The organism is Thermobaculum sp. T2p (assembly GCF_059335935.1).
Genome location: NZ_JANZYQ010000019.1, coordinates 97,094 through 118,275, shown reverse-complemented (window position 1 = coordinate 118,275; position 21,182 = coordinate 97,094). Strand labels below are relative to the sequence as shown.

The 21,182-nt window shown below is 50.4% G+C and carries 12 protein-coding genes; 8 read left to right on the top strand and 4 right to left on the bottom strand.

The genetic code is table 11. The annotated features are described in order from the left end of the window. Positions 1-45 precede the first annotated feature (45 nt). From N2245_RS09660 to N2245_RS09645, 4 genes are all read left to right on the top strand, one after another. Positions 46-1,665, top strand: coding sequence for a C39 family peptidase (locus N2245_RS09660; RefSeq protein WP_494536528.1), 1,620 nt, complete (start codon positions 46-48; stop codon positions 1,663-1,665). Positions 1,666-1,747: 82 nt separating this feature from the next. Further along, positions 1,748-3,874 carry an amylo-alpha-1,6-glucosidase gene (locus tag N2245_RS09655; RefSeq protein WP_494536527.1) on the top strand — a complete coding sequence of 709 codons (2,127 nt, stop codon included), beginning with the start codon at positions 1,748-1,750 and terminating at the stop codon, positions 3,872-3,874. 26 nt (positions 3,875-3,900) lie between these two features. Beyond that, positions 3,901-4,908, top strand: coding sequence for a phosphotransferase (locus tag N2245_RS09650; RefSeq protein ID WP_494536526.1), 1,008 nt, complete (start codon positions 3,901-3,903; stop codon positions 4,906-4,908). Positions 4,909-4,929: 21 nt separating this feature from the next. Then, complete coding sequence (locus N2245_RS09645) at positions 4,930-6,111, top strand: pyridoxal phosphate-dependent aminotransferase (RefSeq protein ID WP_494536525.1); 1,182 nt, start codon at positions 4,930-4,932, stop codon at positions 6,109-6,111. Positions 6,112-6,178: 67 nt separating this feature from the next. Here the strand turns inward: N2245_RS09645 and N2245_RS09640 are convergent, their stop codons facing one another. The 3 genes from N2245_RS09640 to N2245_RS09630 all read right to left on the bottom strand — a co-directional run bounded on the left by N2245_RS09640 (position 6,179) and on the right by N2245_RS09630 (position 8,603). After that, complete coding sequence (locus N2245_RS09640) at positions 6,179-6,883, bottom strand: C40 family peptidase (protein WP_494536524.1); 705 nt, start codon at positions 6,881-6,883, stop codon at positions 6,179-6,181. Positions 6,884-7,784: 901 nt separating this feature from the next. After that, positions 7,785-8,252, bottom strand: coding sequence for a D-aminoacyl-tRNA deacylase (gene dtd / locus N2245_RS09635; protein WP_494536523.1), 468 nt, complete (start codon positions 8,250-8,252; stop codon positions 7,785-7,787). 45 nt (positions 8,253-8,297) lie between these two features. Then, entirely contained in the window at positions 8,298-8,603 is a 306-nt protein-coding gene (locus N2245_RS09630) for a PRC-barrel domain-containing protein (RefSeq protein WP_494536522.1), read from the bottom strand. A 153-nt stretch (positions 8,604-8,756) separates the two neighbouring features. On the opposite strand from N2245_RS09630, the gene argS reads away from it, so the two are divergent. Genes argS through N2245_RS09615 form a run of 3 tightly spaced genes read left to right on the top strand, consistent with a single transcriptional unit; the run spans position 8,757 to position 13,149 of the window. Further along, on the top strand, positions 8,757-10,562 hold the full coding sequence (gene argS, locus N2245_RS09625; RefSeq protein WP_494536521.1) for an arginine--tRNA ligase: 1,806 nt from the start codon (positions 8,757-8,759) through the stop codon (positions 10,560-10,562). Between the two features lie 4 nt (positions 10,563-10,566). Then, positions 10,567-11,853 carry an arginine deiminase family protein gene (locus N2245_RS09620; RefSeq protein WP_494536520.1) on the top strand — a complete coding sequence of 429 codons (1,287 nt, stop codon included), beginning with the start codon at positions 10,567-10,569 and terminating at the stop codon, positions 11,851-11,853. 3 nt (positions 11,854-11,856) lie between these two features. Continuing rightward, positions 11,857-13,149, top strand: a complete 1,293-nt coding sequence (locus N2245_RS09615; protein ID WP_494536519.1) for a sulfatase family protein — start codon at positions 11,857-11,859, stop codon at positions 13,147-13,149. Here the strand turns inward: N2245_RS09615 and N2245_RS09610 are convergent. After that, the gene (locus N2245_RS09610; protein ID WP_494536518.1) at positions 13,146-15,590 is read right to left on the bottom strand and encodes a SpoIID/LytB domain-containing protein; all 2,445 of its coding nucleotides are present in this window, start codon (positions 15,588-15,590) and stop codon (positions 13,146-13,148) included. The two genes, N2245_RS09615 and N2245_RS09610, sit on opposite strands and share 4 nt — an antisense overlap. A gap of 232 nt (positions 15,591-15,822) precedes the next feature. Here N2245_RS09610 and N2245_RS09605 point away from each other — a divergent pair, with 232 nt between their 5' ends. Then, entirely contained in the window at positions 15,823-21,180 is a 5,358-nt protein-coding gene (locus N2245_RS09605; protein WP_494536517.1) for a PAS domain S-box protein, read from the top strand. Positions 21,181-21,182 lie beyond the last annotated feature (2 nt).

The following is a 21,182-nucleotide window of genomic DNA, read 5'->3' as shown; positions in this document are numbered from 1 at the left end:
ATTGTAACCTTGTGGGAATACAATCAGGAGGGGTTATACCTGACGATGAGAGCGAAAACTTGCACAATCAGCGCCTTGCTGCACGCGCTGGTTGTCCTTGCCTTACTCGTGTCCTCTTGCGGAGGTAGCAACACTAGTGCAGGGGGAGCAGGGAAGAGCTTGTCCCAAGCTCCCGAAGTAAGCACACCAACGCCATTGCCCTCCGCTTCTGGGAACATTGGAACTCCAACGCCTTCCCCCACAAAAGTAGTTCCCCAAGAAACTCCCAGCCATGGCGGAGCGAATGTGGGTGGCTCTGCGCTAGAAGGGGGTAACAGCAATGATGGAGGCAACAGTAATAGTGAGATAGGCAACGGCTCCGGGCAACCCATCAAGGATCCTGTCCAGACGGGATCTAACTCCGTAGTTGGCAAAGGTGGCTCTGGCTCTAGCGAGGAGACCTCGCTGGAGAAGCCCTACAGGCCCACCAAGCCCAAGCTCCAGATCCCTAAGCCTGGGCCTGAGTACAAGATCCAGCTCAAGATAGAGGGCTACACGACATACGTGTTCGCTGTCAGGAACGGCGTCCGACGAGTGGTGTTCACCGAGCCTGCTCGTCACCTCCCCGGCATGTTCGAGAAGTATATACGACTCTCCCCCGATAACAGGACGCTTACCTACGCAGTGTCTGTCCAGTCGCACTCTCCTAGGATGAAGATGTACACCATCGGCATAGACGGCAGAAACAAGCGGCTTATTGGCGATTTCCCATGGCAGCTCTGGGTAGCTAGTCCCGTGTGGTCGCCCGACAGCAAGCAGATAGCCTACGTCGTCGCCTCAGGCCCTGGCCAGGAGCCTGGCATTGAGCTATGGGTGATGAACGCCGATGGCAGCAATAAGCACAGGGTCGTGAAAGATCCCTCGTTCAACACCAGCCTGTTCTACGGCGATGTGCAAAATCCCATAAGGTGGACGCCCTATGGGGACCTCCAGTACCTGGATTACAACGCTGGCAGAGTATGGACCGTGGACACTACTACGGGGCAGCTATCATATCAGACGGCTGACCTGAAGGCCCCACAATCGGATATACCACTTGTCGAAAGTAAGTATCCTATACCCATACAGTCCCAGAACGACCCCAGATGGCGGTTCGATATAATTCACACCTGTAGCGATACGATGGGTAACTCAGGATGCGCCATCACCGTTGTGAGCATGTCCTTTAATGCTTACGGCATCAAGACCGATCCCAAGAAGTTGAACAAAGATCTGGGGAGAAATGCTTGCCCCATCTACTGGACCTGGGCATCTAAGTACTTCAGCCAAGGCAAGCTGGAGCTCTGGGGCGTTTGGGCTTTTGATTGGTACTCTTTAGATCTGGCGCTTTCCATGGGACGGCCGGCCATGGTCTGGCTCTCGGATGGCCCCACGCTAGAAACCTCCCTCCTGTCCCACTGGGTGCTGGTAGTTGGGGGAAGCGGGCAGACACCGGATGGCTACAGGATATACGATCCGTGGGATGGCACTTCGTATAAGACTCTGGCATACTACACATCCAAGGGGTACGGCCTGACCAGGGTCTATGTGTATGCTCCCAAACAGCCCAAGAAGCCGAAGGCCGAACACTCCAAGAACAGCTCCAAGGATGATCGAGGTCAAAGCAAAGACAGCAAGAGAGATTGACCCAAGGTTGCTGGGAGGCTAACGCCATGACCGTTTATAGACTAATATTTCCTGTAACAGGACTGCTCTCTGGGAGGTCTAGATGGATCACCTTGTGATATCGGACAACCACACCTTCATGGTATGTGAGTTCTCCGGCGATATCCTGCAAAACGACAGGCCCAACGGGCTCTACTACAAAGATACCCGCTACCTAAGCCTCATACATTTGTCCCTGGCAGGCAAGGACCTGGAGGTGCTAAGTCATGACGATGATACCACCTATCAGGCCAATATAATCCTCACAAACCGCCCCTTTGAAGGTGCAGACGGCACAAGAGTGCCCGCCGGGAGCCTGACCATCACCAGGTCATACGCAGTGCACGGCTCCCTATCGCAGAAGCTGGTCCTGCAGAACTTCAACAACTTCCGCGTGCGTACCTCGTTAGCGCTGGATATAGCAGCGGACTTCATGGACATGTTCGAGGTGCGTGGCATTGCCTCGGGTCAGCGCGGAGAGCTGCTAGAGCCCCATGTAGATGACAACGCGGTCGTTCTGATTTACCAAGGCCAGGATGATATCACAAGGAAGCTGTACGTCTTCTTCGCTCTTTCACCCTCCCGCGCGCACACGCAGGCATCAGGCGACACTCATACCGTGAGAGTTGAGTGGGATGTGGACCTTAGCCCTCAAGGCACTCTGGATATAGAGATGATCTTTGAGCCGGTCGAGTCGGAGCCCGTCGAAATCCGCAGGCACGCCCACGAAGGGGCTAAAATTTACAACCTCATCCTAAGGAGGCAGAGGCATGAGACGGAGACCTGGCTCGATGGCAGTACCAAGTTCTTTACGGACAACGTCGACCTGAACAACCTCATAGAGAGGAGCACGCTAGATATCAAAGCGCTTACGGGCGAGTACCCCACAGGCAGAGCGATCCATGCGGGTATACCATGGTTCGCCGTCCCCTTCGGGCGCGACTCTATCATCACTAGTATGCAATGCCTAGCCCTCAATCCGGACCTAGCTATAGCCACTCTCAGGTTCCTGGCAAAGTACCAGGGGAAGGAAGATGATCCCTGGAGAGACGAGGAGCCTGGCAAGATCATGCACGAGATGCGCTTCGGGGAGCTCGCAAATAGAAAGCTCATCCCTCATACCCCTTATTATGGCAGCGTGGATTCCACGCCACTGTTCGTGATGCTCTTTGCTCAGGTTGTGAGATGGACCGGTGACAGAGCGTTGTATTCCGAGCTTCTGCCATCGGTCATGAAAGCTTTAGAATGGATCGACAGATGGGGAGATCTCGATAGTGATGGCTTCTTGGAGTACAAAACTAGATCCGAGCTGGGTATCAGGAATCAGGGATGGAAGGATTCTCAGGACTCCATCCTGTACCCGGACGGAAGCCTAGTCTCTCCTCCAATAGCGCTCGTGGAGGTGCAAGCTTACGTGTACGCTGCCAAGTTGTGGCTATCTCAGCTTGCGGCCGAGCTGGGGGATCAGGAGCTAGCCAGCAGGTTGGCATCTGAGGCTGCCAGGTTGAAGACTGCCTTCAACGAGCGCTTCTGGGTCCCCGAGATCAATTTCTTTGCTCAGGGACTGGATGACAAGAAAGTGCCCATCAAAGACATAACCAGTAATCCCGGTCATGCCCTGATGTGCGATATAGTTGAGACTAATCTGCTGCCCGTCTTCGTGCACAGGCTCATGCAGCCAGATATGCTCTCCGGCTGGGGACTGAGGACTCGCAGCTCACACGATCCCAACTTCAACCCCGTAAGCTACCACAACGGGAGTGTTTGGCCCCACGACAATTCTCTGATAATATATGGACTCTATAAGGGTGGTTTCAGGGACGAAGCTAACGAGGTCTCTTATCAGATACTCGAGGCCTCTAAGTATTTCAGGCTTAATAGGCTTCCTGAGCTGATGTGTGGTTTTCAGAGAGATGAGGATAACCTAAGGAGACCTGCAGAGTATCCAGTTAGCTGTAGCCCACAGGCATGGGCTGCCGGGACGGTCTTTATGATGCTACGCAGCATGCTGGGCATGGAGGCAGATGGCCTGAACCACAAGCTGAAACTCAGTCCCAGATTACCCTCCTGGATTGAGAGCATAGAGGTCTCCAACCTGCGAGTAGCACACGAAAGGGTGCACTTTGCTGTTAGCAGAGATGGAGAAGTTGAAGTAATATCTAGAGGAGACGTGACCATCCTAGTGGAGTAGACGAACTTCTTAATGGGGTGATATCAGTGTACACCGAAGTTCCTACCGGCCCTAAGATTACGCTCAGCGACCAAGATCTAGCGGTTGTAGCCCAAAGCTATGGGTTGGGGACTATTCTGGGCAAAAAGCTGCTGGATGGGGCCGTGAACACTGTTGTGCTCTTGAGTACCTCTCAGGGAGAATTCGTGGCCAGAGCCCACAGGCCATGGACCACAGCTGAGCGCCTGGAAAGCGTACACACCGTGATGCAGTCACTCAAGGATAGGGGATTCCCCGTCCCTGAGGTCTGCAGGACTTTGGACAACAGAACCTGGATACAGATCAGAGATAGGCTGGTTGAGCTCCAGGAGTATATCCCCCACGAAGGGTGTGTAGATGGCTGGGACCTCTATCTGCACTCCTTCGAGATGCTAGCAAAGATGCACGAGTATTTGCTTACCCTCCAGGTCGATCACCTGTTCCCTCCAACAGTTAGCACTTATGTCACTCCTGAGCAGGCCCTCAAGATGCTAGAAGATACTGAGGACCTATGTGCTGAGAAGATACGGGAGTCAGGTATAGAGGATGCTATGCGTATCAGGCAGCAGGCCAAAGAGATCCTGGAGGTACTTGACCGAGAGTGGAAGGGCTATGCAGATAGGCTACCACGACAGGTAGTGCATGGTGATTATGGCTGGGACAATGTCCTAGTGAAGAGCGGTAGGATAGTAGGTATCATAGATTTCGATTTCATGGCAGAGCGTGAACGCGTTTTCGAGGTGGCTTACAGCCTATATTGGGCTTTTGACCGCCTCGAAGGGGACAACTGGGAGAAAGGCTTCTTCCCCAGAGTCGGTAGGCTGGTGGATCGCTACAACTACCTATCAAGATGGCCACTCCTGGATGTGGAGATCAGCGTTCTGCCCTACGAGATGGCGAGAGTACCCCTGTACTGGATAGCTGAGGCTGGGTATACCCCTGACCCCGTGGAGCAGATAATGCAGTATTCCAGGCACTTGCCTAGGGCCAGAAGGCTCGTGGAGCTTGCGGGCTAATTCTAATCTGGAGGTTTTGAAGTGCGTCTGAAGCGCAGGACCAGTTATAAGGCTGAGACGTTCACTGAGAGCGTTATTCGTGAGATGACCCGTAGGGTCATAGATAAGCACGGAATCAACGGCATCAACCTAGCTCAAGGATACCCTGATTTCCCTGCACCTCAGGAGATCAAGGATGCCGCGTGCAGGGCGATCCAAGAGGATATTAACCAGTACGCTATAACTTGGGGCGCGCGCAACTTCAGAGAGGCCATCGCACAGAAGACCAAGAAGTTCCTTGGAGTGGATATTGACCCCGAGACGGAGATAACGGTCTGTTGTGGCGCTACCGAGGGCATGATCTCAGCCTTGATGGCCACACTTAACCCCGACGATGAGGTCATAATCTTCTCACCTTTCTACGAAAACTACGGACCTGACTGTATATTGTCTGGCGCTCAGCCCAAGTATATCTCTCTGAACCCTCCGGATTGGTCCTTCGATCGTGATGAGCTGGCCTCTTTGTTTGGGCCCCGGACAAGGGGAATAATTATCAATACTCCTCACAACCCTCTCGGGAAGGTGTATAGCCGAGACGAGCTTGAGTTTATAGCTGCACTATGTCAGGAACACGATGTGCTGGTCTTTACGGACGAGATCTATGAGCATATAGTCTACGATGATAGCGAACATATCTCGATGATGACCATTGAGGGTATGAGAGACAGAACCATAGTCGTCAATGGCCTTAGCAAGACCTATAGCGTAACCGGCTGGAGAGTGGGATACGTTATAGCACCGCCTGACATAACTCTAGCCATCAGGAAAGTGCATGATTTTCTCACTGTGGGTGCTGCCGCGCCTCTTCAAGAGGCCGGTGTAGTGGCCATGCAGATGCCAGACGAGTACTACATCAAGATGCGCCAGGAGTACCAGGAGAGGCGAGACCTACTCTACCAAGGACTAGTAGATATAGGTTTCGTGGCCTATAAGCCTAAGGGCGCTTACTACATCATGGCAGAGATAGAGAAGTTCGGCCTGGGGGATGATGTAGAATTTGCCAATCGCCTCATTGACGATTATGGGGTAGCAGTTGTCCCGGGTTCCAGCTTCTATCATAACCCGGAGCTTGGAAAAGGGCTGGTCAGGTTTGCCTTCCCCAAGCGGATAGAGACGATAGCTAAAGCTGTCGAGAGACTATCACCCTTGGGCCAGCTGCTCTAAGTTTACTAAGACAACTAAAAACAAATGAGGGAGGATTTAATCCTCCCTCATATTGTCTTTCCAAGCTCTAGTTGACGAGCCTGCGAGCTCCGAACCAGCGATACCGCCAGTAGCTGTCGTAGATGTAGCTCCAGTGTACGCCCGTCTGAGGCGTCCCCGAGTCTATCATCCAGCCGTTGCCCACATATATGCCAGCATGGGACAGCCCTCTCCAGAAAGTGTTCTGGAAGAACACCAGATCGCCAGGGCGTAGATTGCTACGGGATACGCCCCACCCCATGCTGTACTGGCCCCAGAGGCTCTCAGGTATCCATATGCCGTTGAGCCTGTACACCCACTGAGTAAAGCCTACACAGCTGAAGCCCTCAGATGGGGTGTTACCGTAGTAGGCATATCTATAACCTACATAGCGCTTGGCGGTGTTGGCTATGGCCTGCCCCTTGCTACTGTAATAGTAGCTAGTGGTTCTAACAGTGCTGCCGGAGCGCAGGTAATACCCATGAACGTAGCCTACCGTGCCGCTCCATCGGACCTTGTACCAGTATCTGTTATAGGGGCCAGAGAGCACATATACACGGCCGCCATAGGGGATCACGCGCTTTACGTAGTAATAGGTGCTCGGGCCAGACCTCAGGTTAAGGTTTGCAGTAGTGGTGGCATACGAGCCAGGTCTTATATAGGCGGCTTCGCTAGTTGGCGATACGAAGCTCAAACTTACAAAGGCTACTACCAGGGCAAGAACTAGCCCCACTAATTTCCTAATCACAGACATCCCTCCGATTTCTCGCTGTTTTGCATATTCTTCCTAACCTGGTGGTGAGTTGTGGTGAGTGCAGGTTAGGTACGCTCGAATTAGCAATAAATCTCTTATGATCTCTAGCTCATCTCTCCGTTTTCCGTATACCCATACCTCCTACTACATGCGCCAACGGCCGGGATGAACTATATGGATAAAGACGTTATAGGCCATTTGTGATAAGCTTCACAAGCTGGATAAAGAGTATCATCTCATAAATCGCCTGTCAATAATTTCTGGCCTTTTACTTGGTCACAAAAATGTTAATGTTAGGTTAACCGCGTTCAGTGTATCTTACCCACTTCTGGTCAGGAATAGGAAAATGGTACTAATTTGGGGCTTTGTCTAAGAACCAATGTTCCCACAGATCAGGAGAGGAACTATTTTCAAATGGACAGGTGAGCAAGTCGCACTGCAGATATTGCTGAGGTTTATTCTGAAGTCTTAGTGAAGTTTGTGGATACTGACGGACAGGATACAAGATAAAAGTCAGGTGTTAGGTAAGGTTGTGTATAAGGCAGGTCAGAAGTTTTAGTTAGAAGTTAGTAGCGCTATAATCAAAAAAACAAGGCTTGGATCCAGAGATCCAAGCCTTGAGTGTTCTCACACTCATTACACCTCCGTCTGGAGGCCCTGGAGCCGATTACGCCCCAGTACTACCTAAGGGTTCCGTCTAGCCCTTTACGGGCGTTAACTGTCAACTTGGAACCTCACCTCCAAGACGTGGAGATTAATCTTGAGAGGATAGAGCCTCATGCCTTTGTCCTCCTCTCTGCTTGCTGGAGAACCTTTCGGCTCCCCGCCTCTCGTACCCTGAGCTTAACAAAATAAATAACTAATGTCAAGTGCCCGTGGGATGAATTTCTCGAAAAATCAGTCAATCGTTCGTCTGTCTTCTAAGTATCTCTCTAGAGTCCAGCATTATAGTTACAGGGCCATCATTCACTAGCTCTACTTCCATGTGTGCCCCAAATTGTCCTGTCTGGACCTCAAACCCCATATCTCTGAAGCAGTTCACCATGCAGTCTATAAATGCACTTGCCCTATTGGGAGGGGCGGCTTCAATAAAGCTTGGCCTCCTGCCTTTGCGGGCGTCAGCAAGTAGAGTAAATTGTGAGACGACAAGGATATCTGCGCCCACCTGCAGGGCAGACAAATTCATCTTTCCCTGCTCATCCTCGAATATCCGCAGGTTGGCGACTTTCTCCGCCATTGGAGCTATGACTTCGGGGCCATCCTCCTGGGATATACCCACGAACAGCAGGAGACCTCTATCTATCTTTGCTACGCGAGATCCATCAACACGGACCTCGGCTCTGCTCACTCTTTGCAGAAGAATCTTCATAAGTAAAAACTAACAATCACCAAAGAGAATATTAGATATGCTCTATTATTGGCCAATCCATGAGGGTTTTGTATGCCAGGCTGGATTCTTGTGCACAGCCTGGGCATCGGCCTTAATCTTGACGTTGTTACCAGATACATCTACGATCTCGCGGAATGGTATGTAAAGCGTCTCCTTGCTGAACAACCCCCCGCTTCTGACCTCTATGCAGCTCTCCTCATCGCTGTATGCGGACGACATACCAGAGGCTGCTCCATACCAGATGTTCTTGATCTTGCCTAACTTTTGGCCATCCGATGATAGAACTTCCATGCCTTCTCTTATCTGGTCAATTACTCCTCCCTGCGACATGTACGTACCCTCCGGGTAAAATTTATGTACATCTATCCATAATAATACGCAGCACGCTCTATGCCAAGAGTCTGAGCATTCTGGATCACTTAGGATGGCTTACCTTATAATCTGAGAGTCGTAATGAAAGTATGGGTTCGGAGATAGTTGTAGGTGTTACAGCAGGAGATAAGTCAGGCTAAAGAGTTAATCAGGGAAGCAATAGCACAGCTGGGCCTACCCCAGCCTGAAAATATAGATCTTAGGCAGATACCTTTCTCTGGGCAATGGGGATTAGCTACCTCAGTGTGTCATCAACTAGCCAGGAATGAGGTTCAGGTAGATATCCCTGAGGGTTTATCTAAGAAGGAAGCTCGTAAGTTACTGGAGGCAGCTTCCCGTGAGAAGGCGCAGTCCTTGGCCGAATCAATAGCCAGCTATCTAGTCCGAAAGGGTATATTTGCGGACGTTCAGGCCCAGAACGGGTATGTAAACATGTTCTTTGAGCCCTCAGACGTAGCCTTGAGATTACTTGCTACAGTGCATGAGCAGAAGGATAGCTACGGAAAGGGCGATCTTAAGAATGAGACCGTGATGGTAGAGTATGGCCAGCCCAACACTCACAAGCAGTTTCATATAGGCCACCTAAGAAACACCGCGTTGGGTGATTCCATAGCCCGCATACTCGACTTTGCAGGCTATCGTAAGGTACTAAAAGCCTCGTACATAGGCGACATAGGCGCCCATGTCATCAAGTGGCTGTGGGGTTACAACAAGTGGCACAGTGGCGAGCAGCCTCCTGAAGACCCCTATAAGATAGGACCTTGGCTGGAAAGTATATACGTAGAGGCTAACAGCGCCATAGAATCCAATCCTGATTATCAGCGTGAGTACAGAGATCTCTTCGCACGCTGGGACAGGAGGGATCCAGAGGTTGTAGAGCTCTGGAGGCGAACGCGTGAGTGGAGCCTGAATTATTTCCGTAGGATATTTAAGGAGCTGGATGTAAACTTCGATGTCTGGTTCTTCGAGAGTGAATTCGAAGAACCTGGCAAGAAGATCGTACAGGATCTTCTGAACAAGGGCGTTGCCGAGATAGATGAGGGCGCTCCTATTGTAAGAATTGATCAGAAGCTTGGGTTAGAAAAAGAAACCTATAGGACCATCGTGCTCCAGCGCAGTGACGGTACCTCCCTGTATCAGACGAAAGAGCTCGCTCTGACCCGTACGAAGTTCGACGAGTACAAGGTCGATCGCATACTGAACGTGGTAGATGTCAGGCAGACGCTTTACTTCCAGCAGGTATTCAAGGTGCTAGAGCTGTTAGGTTATGAGCAGGCACGTAACAGCCAGCATATACCGTACGAGCTAGTTTCTCTGCCGACAGGTCCCATGTCCTCGCGAGAGGGCACAACTGTGGGCTATGACGAGTTCGCTACAGAGATGTACGAGAGGGCACTCGAGGTGGTTCGTGAGAAGAATCCTGAGATGCCTCAAGAGCAGCAGGAGAGGATAGCCCGCATAGTAAGTATGGGCTCCATGAAGTTCGGGATGCTCAACCGCGACAATACTCGAGTGCTGGTCTTTGATAAGGAAGAAGCCTTAGATTTTGATGGCTTTAGCGCACCATATGTTCAGTATGCTCATGCGAGAGCCTGTCGAATACTCGAGAAAGCTCCTGACATAGATTGGGAGAATCTCAGAATAGGGGAGCTATCGACTGTGGAAACTAACTTGCTTGAGATGATCTCGCGTTTGAACGAGAGCGTGGAGCGGGCCGCCAGGGAGTATAAGCCTCTGCATGTTGTTAACTACGTGTACGAGCTCGCTAAGACGTTCAATGAGTTCTACAGAGTTTCCCCTGTTTTGAGAGCAGAGGAGGAAGTACGCAACTTCAGGCTAGCTCTGGTATATGCTACCAAGGTGTGTTTAGCAAACTCCTTGTACTTGCTTGGTATAGAGGCTCCCGAGGTTATGTAGCTAGATGAGTGGTTTGCAAGTGAGCTCCGAGAGCGGCGCCCTCCGAAAGGCCCTGGTACATACCCCAGGGAGAGAGCTCTCCATGGTTGCTCCCTCCAAGCTGCGTGACTTTCTATTTAGCGATATCCTCTATGAGAAGGGTGCCAGAGAGGAACACCTTACCCTGGTAAAAGTCTTACAGGAAATATTTAATGTTGAGGTTCTCCAGTTTACCGCCCTCCTTGAGGAGGCTTTGTCTTCCTCGGACCCTTTGGATAAGCTCAGGCTAGTAGAGGGTGTGTCAGATTTGGAAGGGCTGCACGCTGAGGAAGCCATCAAGCTAAAAGCCGCTTTCGAGGATGAATCCCAAAATGATGCCAGTTACTTGGCTCGTCTACTGATAGCTGGTAAGCCCGTAGGCTCGGACCTCTCGGTTTCTGACTTCATAAGGCATAATCTGTATCAGCTTCAGCCCGTACCGAACCTGATGTTTGTACGCGACCTGGCGGCCGTCATCGGTCAAGAGATGTTTGTGGGATGGAACTCCCAGAAGGTGCGCAGACGAGAAAACCTGTTATGGAGGTTCATCCTGCAGCATGCCTCCATAGGGCAGGATATCACTTGGCATAACTGGATGATGGGGGATGAGAACAGCTCTCCTTGCTATCTAGAAGGGGGTAACATCTTACAGCCTAGGCCCAATATCCTCCTGGTAGGACATGGCGTCCGGACCAACTCTTCAGCAGTTGAAAGGCTTATAAGGCACCTTCAGAATGTCGTGGAGGATATCTGCTACATATTCGTGATTATGCTCCCGGACTACATACCTCATTTGGATGCTGTGCTATCAGCAATTTCTCCCTTCGAGTATGTGGCCTTTCCTCCGGCGGTCAAGGGCCACAGTCATTACTCTGTGGATGTGCTCCAGGTAGTGCTGCAACGAGGCAAGCAGCCTAAGACGCAGGTGGTTGAGCTGGTTGATGCTCTGGAGAGCTTGATAGGTGAGCCGCTGGATATCATCCCCTGTGGAGGAAGCGATGCAGTTGCTCAGAAGCGTGAATACTGGTGGGGAGGAGCCAGCTTGCTCCCTGTATCGCCAGGGAAGATTATTTCTTATAGCTCTCCAGAGAGTACGCTAAATGAGCTTAGCAAGAGGGGTTATAAGATAATTCAAGCTACCGATGCGCTAAGTAATCCCGATAGCGCCCGCTCTTGCGAGAGATGTGTCATAACCCTGAGAGGTTTAGAGTTGATCAGAGCAAGAGGTGGTCCTAGGAGCCTTGTGATGTCTCTGGTTAGGGAAGGAGATTAAGTAGTGGATCGTCCCTCTATAGTGCTCGTGACATGTCATGATCTTGGGACTTATCTGCATTGTTATGGTGTACCTACTCCTGCCACACCTAATCTAGACAGATTAGCAGGTGAGGGGCTACAGTTCACGAATGCTTTCTGTGTAGCCCCTCAATGCAGCCCGAGCAGGTCGGCCATAGCCACCGGGCGTTATCCGCATAGTAACGGGGTAATGGGTCTGACCCATCATCCCTTTGATTGGGACCTGTATCCTGATGAGAAACATGTGGCTCAGATACTCAAAGACTTAGGCTATGCTACTTTCCTGCTTGGGCATCAGCACGTTACTACTAACCCATCAAGGTTAGGATTTGACCTGATGTTTCATGATAGAAGTGGGGAAGCTGTAGTAAATGAGTTCATGAGAATAGTGCAGGCTCACGATTTCCAGGCTTCTCCTGCTTACTTCGAAATCAACCTGAACCAGACTCATCGTCCATACGAAGGTGCAGGCTTGGATTTACAGTCCCAGCGTGAGGTTTTTGTACCTGGCTTTCTACCAGATGCCCCGGAGAGCAAGGAGGAGATGCTGCAGTTCTATCGATCTGTGGAGGTAGCAGATAAGCTGGTGGGGGATATTCTAGAAACCGTAGATCAACACGGTCTCAGGAACGAGATGATTTTTGTGTTCACTACGGATCACGGCATCGCTATGCCCAGAGCCAAATGTACACTCTATGATCCGGGATTACGTGTCTCTTTGTTGTTGAGGTGGCCTGCTGGCCCATTTCAATCCGGGGAAAAGATCGATTCTCTGGTGAGCAATGTCGATATACTCCCCACCCTGCTTGCCATGATTGGGGTCGATCCTCTGCCGAAGTTCCTACAGGGAGTATCTCTCCTCCCGTCGATAGCAGATGATCGCGTGGTGCGTAATGAGGTGTTTGCTGAGAAGACCTTCCACAGCTATTACGATCCCATGCGCGCGATAAGAACGGATAGGTATAAGTATATAGTTAACTTTGAATCAAGCTTCCTGGTAGAGGTGCCTGGCGATATCCAGATGGGAGCCTTATTCCGCAGGTTCACCCAGCTTTACAGCGCAACACAACATCCAGCGATCGAGCTATATGATCTGGAGGCTGATCCCCTAGAGCAGCATAACTTAGCAGGTAGTCCTGACTATGCTGATATTGAGAGAGATCTCAGAGATAGGCTCCTGCAATGGATGGAGGCCACGGACGACCCTCTACTCCAGGGACCCGTGGCCTCCCCAAGCTATCGGAAAGCCCTCAATATGCTAAAGGAATCGCCTTAGCGAAGAATTGCTAGACCATCGATATCGACCCTGTTGCTTGTTGATAATTGATTGCGCTTACCCAGCACTTTGATAGTTATCATGTGTCGGGCATTGCGGGTGCCCAAGAACTGTTCAAACACCACCGTCCTGGTACTGTACCTGGGGGCATATAGGTCCACTGTTGCGACTTTGGAACCGTCGATCCATACCTCGGCCATACCTCTTGCGGGGCCTTTGACACCGATCCATGCCACTCTGCGACCATAGAAGGAGAAAGTAGCTCGACTGCCATATGAGTAGGCATAGTGGAAGGTGTGCAGGAACTGCCTGGCAGAGGGGTTGTAATAGCTGCGCCAGCCAGGGTTGTAGCTAAACATCGTATCATCAAAGGGTACAATAATTCTGAAGTTTCTCCACAAGCTCACGTTGCCTGCAATATCTTCGGCTCGAAGCCTGAACAGATAATTTCCTCCCTGCACCACGTTCGTGGGATCTCCGTTGCCGAATGTAGCCGAGGTTGAGGTTGTGGCTGTCTTCCACGGCACGTAATCTGTGCCGTTCTTCCAGAAGAGGTCATAGTCCTTCACGCCTGTCTGCTGGTCAACACCCTGCCAACTTATCGGGAAAGATAGTTCTGAAGACCGCTCTGTCGAGTAGCTAGGGGCATTAACAGCAATGCTTGGGGGAGTGGTATCATCAAGGACGTTGATCTTCACAATAACTTGATCGCCGAAGAAACCCCTATAGGTGGAGCTAAAGGATCCCTCCACTCTAAGCCTAAAATACTCCGTATATTCTCCTGGAGGTAGATCGCCACTTAGTTTGAACCTAAAAGTCCCGATGCCCCCAGGCCTGACCAGGGAATCCTGCATGAGGATTCTGGAGGAGGATAACCAATTTCCCTCCGTGTAAAATCTGCTCGGGTGAAAGGCATCGTTATATGTAACTAGTCTAACCGCGTTCTGGATGCTGGAGCTGTTCTGGTACCAAGTAGCGTTGCCTGTGTTCTTGAGCTTCACGGTAACGCTTCCTGACGTCTGCTCGTAGTAGCTGGGGGAATCAGGAGTTATCGAATATATCTGTGCCTTGTAAGACGGAGCTACCACTGTGAGTGGTATAGACGTAGAAGTAGAGCTCTCCCCCGGCGGCAGTCCAGGAGCTAAGAATCCGCCTGGATCTATGTAGGTCATAGTCAGTAGGTAGTTGCCATATAGACCTGGGTAGTCGATGGCAAATCTTGGTACGTACTTGACGATGGTACGTGTTTCTCCCGGATTGATGGGGTTGGAGTTATTATCTCCTCCTAGGTCAAGTACCTCCCCGTTGGGTCCCCGAAGCTTGATGTAGAGTTCCTGGAGTTGCATAGGCTCGCTGCCATAGTTCTTGACCGTCACTCTGACGTTGAAGGGCTCTCCCCAGGTGGGTGTGGTACTGGTCACGTTGGGTCCCGAGTAGATCCTGAGGTCTGCCTCGGTAGCTGGCAAGATATCGACGGGATCATAATAGTAATGCAGTATCCAGTCCCAGGTCTTGCCTTTGGTAGCCCAGTACTGGCTACCCCACTGGCTCATGACACCGGAGCCTTGCTGGCCTGGATCACCTTTGGTGCCGGCTCTGTAGAAAGCGGGAACTATATAGTCGTTTTTGGTTAGTCTTTGATACCAGGTACTCTCTACCGCTTGGTCTGTGCTCTCATAACTAACTGCTGGGTTGTATACCTGATCACAGGTGGTGTCCATGACGTCAGCTCCCAGCCGGTACCATTTGCCTCCTCTGGACACGTAGTACCAGGCATAGCTTTTTACCGCCATGGCCCCAGCTCGCAAAGCCTCCATGTCCCAACTGGCAAACCACTCGTTTGGAAGCACATGCTTGACGTAATCCTTAAAAGGCACTTCCACAACCTTGCCTTCAGGTACTGGATCATATCTACAGCTCCACATATTTTCGGGCGAAAGCCCTGTCTTGTCAGTAACGTAGACTCTAATTACTCCTGGGGGTACCTTTTGGGAGCCCAAAGTGGTGGCCGCCGGCTTGAGGTTCTGGTCTTGCTCAGGTGAGAGCGTCGACGGTGCCAAGTTGTTTTTGGTAGTACCTGGAAGAGGCTGAGAAAGAGTGACATCATGCTTCGATAACTTCACATCCAACCTTAAGGTATCGTTAGGGATGATGACTGCGTTGTATAGCCTCCAAGTGCCAAGACCTGATGCTCTGACTGTAACGTTTATAGCTCGCCAGCTGTCTTGTACCAGTAGGGGGGCAAATTTAAATCTTCCCTGATAATCCGATGTAACAGACTGCCCATCGGCTGATATAGAAGCTCCCTTTACTGGCAGGCCGTTGTAGGTAACTCTGCCTTCCATATCACCGTAGCTACCAACAGCTTTGACCGAAGGTGTTATCAGTGCTGTCAAGCATAGTAGAGCAGTAGCAAATATAGCTACTAAGCTGTTTCTCATTATAAATCTCCCCAATTTACAAAAACGCAAAATCTAAAGTAAATGATTACATGAATGCAAGTAGAAGGGAATAGGAAAATGGTACGGTATATCAGTTCCCTTTGGTAGGTAAATTATGGTATTTAAGTGCTTCAAAGAAATTAGTACTATATAACCATTGCAGATAAGCAAAAGTAAACTCATAATAGGGTAATAACAACTATGGACATGATGTAAAAGACAGGAAACTAGAGTGATTAAAGAGGAATTTATAGAAACCTCTCAAAGCGACAAGCTAAACTCATACGAGGAGCTTAGGGCTAGCCTGCTTAAGCTGGCTGCTACTGCTATAAGAGCTACTGGGTTTCAAGTGATCCTGGTAAACGTAAGGGAGGGAGAAGGTTTCCGGGTTATCACTGGAACAGACGACATACTTCTGGGAACTTACACCACATTTGACTTCTGGAATAAGCTCCTAAGGGAAGAGTTCAGAATTAGTCGGTCCTATTTGGTACCACCATGGCATTCTCGTCAGGTATTACAGGACGTGCCTGGTGATATGTATGTAATACCAGACATACCGGAAGCCAAGAGTTCGGATGACTGGGATCCCTATCATTTCTTAATAGTGCCTCTTTTGGATAGTAAGCAAGAGGTTATCGGTTTCTTCTCGGTAGATGAACCCCTAAGTGGGAAGGTCCCTGGAGAGGACCTGATACAGGATCTGGAGACTTTCGCGGAACATGCAGCCCTGGCAATAGAGAAGTTTAACCTCATAAATGAGCTCTCAGATCGTGTAAGGCAGGTAGATGCCTTATATAAAGTATCTAAATCTATCAATAACTTTCAGGATTCAGAGGTTGCTCTCAGGTTCCTGGTGGATACTGCTAACGAACTGCTCCATGCTGATTTCGCTGTCCTGCTTGTTCACGAAGCTGCTGGAGATCGCGCTATATCCACTGCTGAGATCGACGTAGAGACTCATACAAGGCTAAGACGTCTGTCTAGGGATCTAGCCTCTTCAGAGCCAGCCTTGTATGAGTTGCATTTAGCGGATGGAAATCCATCCAGCAGGCTAACCGGCGTGTGTGTGAAAGTTGGGCCTGAGAATAGCCCAATGGGAGTCTTAGGGGTCTTCTACAAAGATGAAAATCATCCAAAGGATATAAGCTATTCTATACTTTCATCCCTAGCAGAGCAGGCCTTTACGGCCTTGCGAAACAGAGATCTATATAATGCTGCCGTTTCAAGAGCAGATAGGCTAAGGGTTATACAATCCATAGCTTCTCGCTTGAACAGATTGAATGACGTTAGGAAGATAGCTAAGACCATATCTGAGGAGCTGCGGCGGCTAGTCGACTTCCATGCCTGCCGTATATTCCTGGCATCGGATGAGTATCTAGTGCCTGCTGCAGTCATAACGGATCATGCTGAGTACTCCCCCGAAGAGGTGGAGAATCTTAAGGTCAAGTTTGGAGAGGGGATTACAGGTTGGGTAGCACAGCATGGTGAGCCTGCATTGCTCCACGATGCTGCTAAAGATCCCCGCACGCGGCTGATACCAGGAACGAACGATATCGACGAGTCGATGCTTGCAGTGCCCATAAAGTACGACGACAGAGTAGTGGGCGTAATCACCCTATCAAAAGTGGGACTGAATCAATTTGATGACGAAGACCTGCAGCTCTTGGTCATATTGGCAGACCAAGCTGCGATCGCTATTGAGAACGCCAAGCTCGTTGAGAGGCTTAGCATGGAAGCTGAGTCCTTACGTAAAAGTGAGGAGCGTAACCAACTCATAAGCAAGGCCACCAATGATGCCATCTGGGATTGGGATCTCTCCACAAACAGAATTATCTGGAATGATGCCATCCAGAGGCTTTTTGGCTACGAGGCTGATCACGAGTTTGAAACCAGCATCGAGTGGTGGGAGGAACGCTGCCACCCAGATGACATCGAAAGGTTGAGGAGGAGCCTCCACGAAGCTATCAATTCTGATGCCGATGTATGGTCAGAGGAGTACAGATTTAGGAAGGCAGATGGCAGTTACGCTTACGTGCTTGACCGCGGGTATATAGTTCGCGATGCAACCGGCAAGGCAATAAGGGCCGTAGGTTCTATGCTGGACATTACTCATAGGATAGAGGCTGCTAAGGCACTGCGGGAGAGTGAGGAGAGATTCAGGGCTATCTTTGAAGATTCAGCCATAGGTATGGCCCTGATTGACCAGGAGGGACGGATATTAAAGACTAATAAAGCATTGACCAAAATGCTGGGCTATACCCAGAATGACTTGATAGGGAAGAACTTCCTAGAGCTTGTCCACCCAGATCATGTGTCTACTCTAAGAGGTAGATTCACTCGAATCTTCTCGGGAAAGAACACTCACTACCATGTAGAGCAAAGATATCTCCACAAGGATGGGGGTGAGATCTGGGGTAACCTGACGGTCTCTGCTATCAGATCTCACTCCGGTGATGTGGAACTGGCTGTGTGCATGCTTGAGGATATAACTAGCAGGAAGCAAGCTGATTCTAGGATCCTCTTCCAGGCAAGGCTACTGGATCAGGTGCCTGTGGCGGTGATTGCCTGCGATATGCAGATGAGAGTGGTGCATTGGAACTCGGCGGCGAGTGACCTATTCGGATACACCCCTCAGGAAGCTATTGGGAAGGAAGTATTCGAGCTCGCCCCCGCTATAGATAAGAGTGAGAACATTCGAGAAGTGATTCAGGTAGTGCTCAAGGAGGGCAGCTGGAGGGGTGAGGTGGATTTCCCCCTGGAAGGTAGGATCGTTCCCGTCCAGGTGGAGATATCAGCGATACGTGACAAACGCAGGATGCTTGTAGGTCTAGTAGCTGTAATTGTAGACATCTCTGATCAGAAGAAAGGTGAGGAGAGGCTACGAAGACAGAACGTGTACCTCAGCGCCCTCCACGAGATCGCACTGGCTACCATGCGCAGGCTAGATCCTAGTGATGTTTTCCGCACCTTGCTTACTCGAGCTGCCCCTCTATTCAATGAGGAAAACGGCTTTGTATACCTGGAAGACGAGGATGGCAGCAAACTAAGGTTATGGGTGGGTACCGGTGTGTTCACCAGTTACGAGGGTACTTGGCTGGAACCTGGCGAGGGTGTATCTGGGAGGGTATGGCACACTGGCAAGCCGGTAATCCTTGAGGGCTATATTTCATGGCCTGAACGTGCTAGGATGTTCGATAGTTTGGCCTTTCATGCGGTTATGGCAGTGCCGATCTACCTCAAAGGTAGACCTGTTGGTTCCTTGGGATTCGTCAGCTTTACACAGGGCAAAGTCTTTTCTGAAGACGACCTCCATCTGTTGCATAGGTTGGCTGATCTGGCATCAATAGCCCTAGAGAACTCTCGGTTGTATCAGCAGCTTGAAAAAGAGCTGAGTGAACGCCTGAAGGCAGGAGAGGAACTGCAGACCAGGGCAAAGCAGCAAGCGGCCGTGGCTTATTTGGGCCAGTTAGCGCTGGCTGAGGAGGATCTGAACTCTCTGCTTCAGAAGGCTGCTGATACGGTGGCTAGTGTCCTGAGTGTGAAGTATTCGGCGATTCTTAGGAAGACTGATGAGGGCAAGACCTTTGTCCTGGAAGCTGGACATGGTTGGCCAGAGGGGATAATAGGTTCTCGATTAACAGTGGCAAAGGATGAACGGCATCCATCTCCCGACAATGCTACGTTCAGCGTCTATCCTCCTGAGATTCGCTATCTGCAGCAGGGAATTATCAAGAGCGCCCTGTCGGTCAGTATAGGAGGGCAAAACTCCCCTTATGGTCTGCTCTGTGCCTATAGCCTTGAGTCCAGGATATTCTCCCCAGATGACATCAACTTTCTCCAATCCGTATCCAACATATTGGCAGCAGCTATAGAGTACCGAAGAGCCGCCCAGGACCTGATGAGAGCCGAGGCACGATATAGAAAACTCGTGGAGCAGATACCTGCGGTTACATATATAGAAGAGATGGGGATGAGGGGTGTGGTTTCCTACATAAGTCCCCAGATAGAGGGCATGCTTGGCTATACTCCCGAGGAATGGACAAGTACCCCTGATCCCTGGTCGCGAATAATACATCCTGATGATTATGAAGATGTGGCTACTTCCATGGAAAAAGCCGAAGAGCTGGGGGTGCCTTTTAGAAAAGAGTACAGAATGATCTCTAAGAGCGGAGAGATCGTGTGGGTGCGAGACGAAGCGGTTATAGTCAGAGATGTTGAGGGGCAGCCTTTGTTCTGGCAGGGAGTTCTCGTCAATATTACCGATAAGAAGAAGCTTGAGGACAAGCTAGCGTATCAAGCCTTCCATGATGCCTTGACGGGCCTCCCCAACAGAGCGCTCTTTATGGATCGGCTTAGGGGAGCACTTGCCAGAGCCAAGCGGTATAACTCCTGTTGTGCAGTGCTTTTCCTGGATCTAGATAGGTTCAAGCACGTCAACGACAGCCTGGGCCACCAGTATGGAGATCAGCTCTTGATAGAGGTAGGTAATCGGTTGTTAAGTGTAGTCCGCTCTGCGGACACCGTAGCACGCCGAGGTGGCGATGAATTTACCATCCTCCTGGAGCCTATCTGCGAGCTGGAATATGCCAAGCAAGTGGCGGAGAGGGTCATACAGGAGCTGGAGAAGCCGTTTTCCATCAATGGCCAAGAACTATATATAAGTACTAGCATCGGTATAGCACTCAGTGATGAGCACTCTGATGCAGAGGAGCTTATACATAATGCAGATGTTGCTATGTACTGGGCTAAGAGTAGGGGGCGCGCAAGGTACGAAGTTTATGATCTGAGCATGAGCACTTTTACATTAGAGAAGCTAAAGCTTGAGTCTGAGTTACGTAGAGCTGTCCATCGCGAGGAGTTCAGCTTAGTGTATCAGCCTGTGGTAAGGCTGCGAGATAGGGAAGTAGTAGCACTCGAAGCACTATTGCGCTGGCATCATCCAGAAAGGGGGACTCTCCTGCCAGATCAGTTCCTTAAGGAGCTGGAAGATACAGGGCTCATAATGCCGTTGACCGACTGGATGCTGCGCGAGGTATGTAGGCAGCATAAGGAGTGGCAGAAGCGAGTTGGTGGGGAATTGCCGTTAGTAAGCGTGAACTTTACTGCCAGGCAATTCCAAAAGCCCACTATGCTGGAGGAACTGGCCAGCATACTTGTGGACATGGATGTGTCGCCATCCTGCCTGCAACTGGAGATCACAGAGACCGTGGCAATGGATGATGCAGCATCCACCGCTAGGACCATGAAAGGACTTAAGGACCTTGGTATCAGGCTGGCCCTAGATGATGTGGGAACTGGTTATTCCAGCTTGAGCTATCTTAGGAAATTTCCTTTAGACGTCATAAAGGTTGACAGATCCTTTGTTATTGGCCTTGGGGTAGATCCCGATAGTACAGCGATAGTCCACGCCTTGGTTATGCTTGCAAAGTCGCTTGGCATGCTTGTGACAGCTGAAGGGGTTGAGAAGCAGGTCCAAGTTGATGCCTTAAGTACTCTGGGTTGTGATCTGGCTCAAGGGTACTTCTTTTGCAGGCCTATGGAACCTGATCAGATCACTGATATTTTGGTCAGGCATGTTCTTCCGTAGTA

Bases quoted from the DNA above. Each gene is read 5' to 3' on its own strand.
- N2245_RS09660 (WP_494536528.1), top strand. From the start codon at position 46: ATGAGAGCGAAAACTTGCACAATCAGCGCCTTGCTGCACGCGCTGGTT.
- N2245_RS09655 (WP_494536527.1), top strand. From the start codon at position 1,748: ATGGATCACCTTGTGATATCGGACAACCACACCTTCATGGTATGTGAG.
- N2245_RS09640 (WP_494536524.1), bottom strand. From the start codon at position 6,883: ATGTCTGTGATTAGGAAATTAGTGGGGCTAGTTCTTGCCCTGGTAGTA.
- dtd (WP_494536523.1), bottom strand. From the start codon at position 8,252: ATGAAGATTCTTCTGCAAAGAGTGAGCAGAGCCGAGGTCCGTGTTGAT.
- N2245_RS09630 (WP_494536522.1), bottom strand. From the start codon at position 8,603: ATGTCGCAGGGAGGAGTAATTGACCAGATAAGAGAAGGCATGGAAGTT.
- N2245_RS09620 (WP_494536520.1), top strand. From the start codon at position 10,567: ATGAGTGGTTTGCAAGTGAGCTCCGAGAGCGGCGCCCTCCGAAAGGCC.
- N2245_RS09610 (WP_494536518.1), bottom strand. From the start codon at position 15,590: ATGAGAAACAGCTTAGTAGCTATATTTGCTACTGCTCTACTATGCTTG.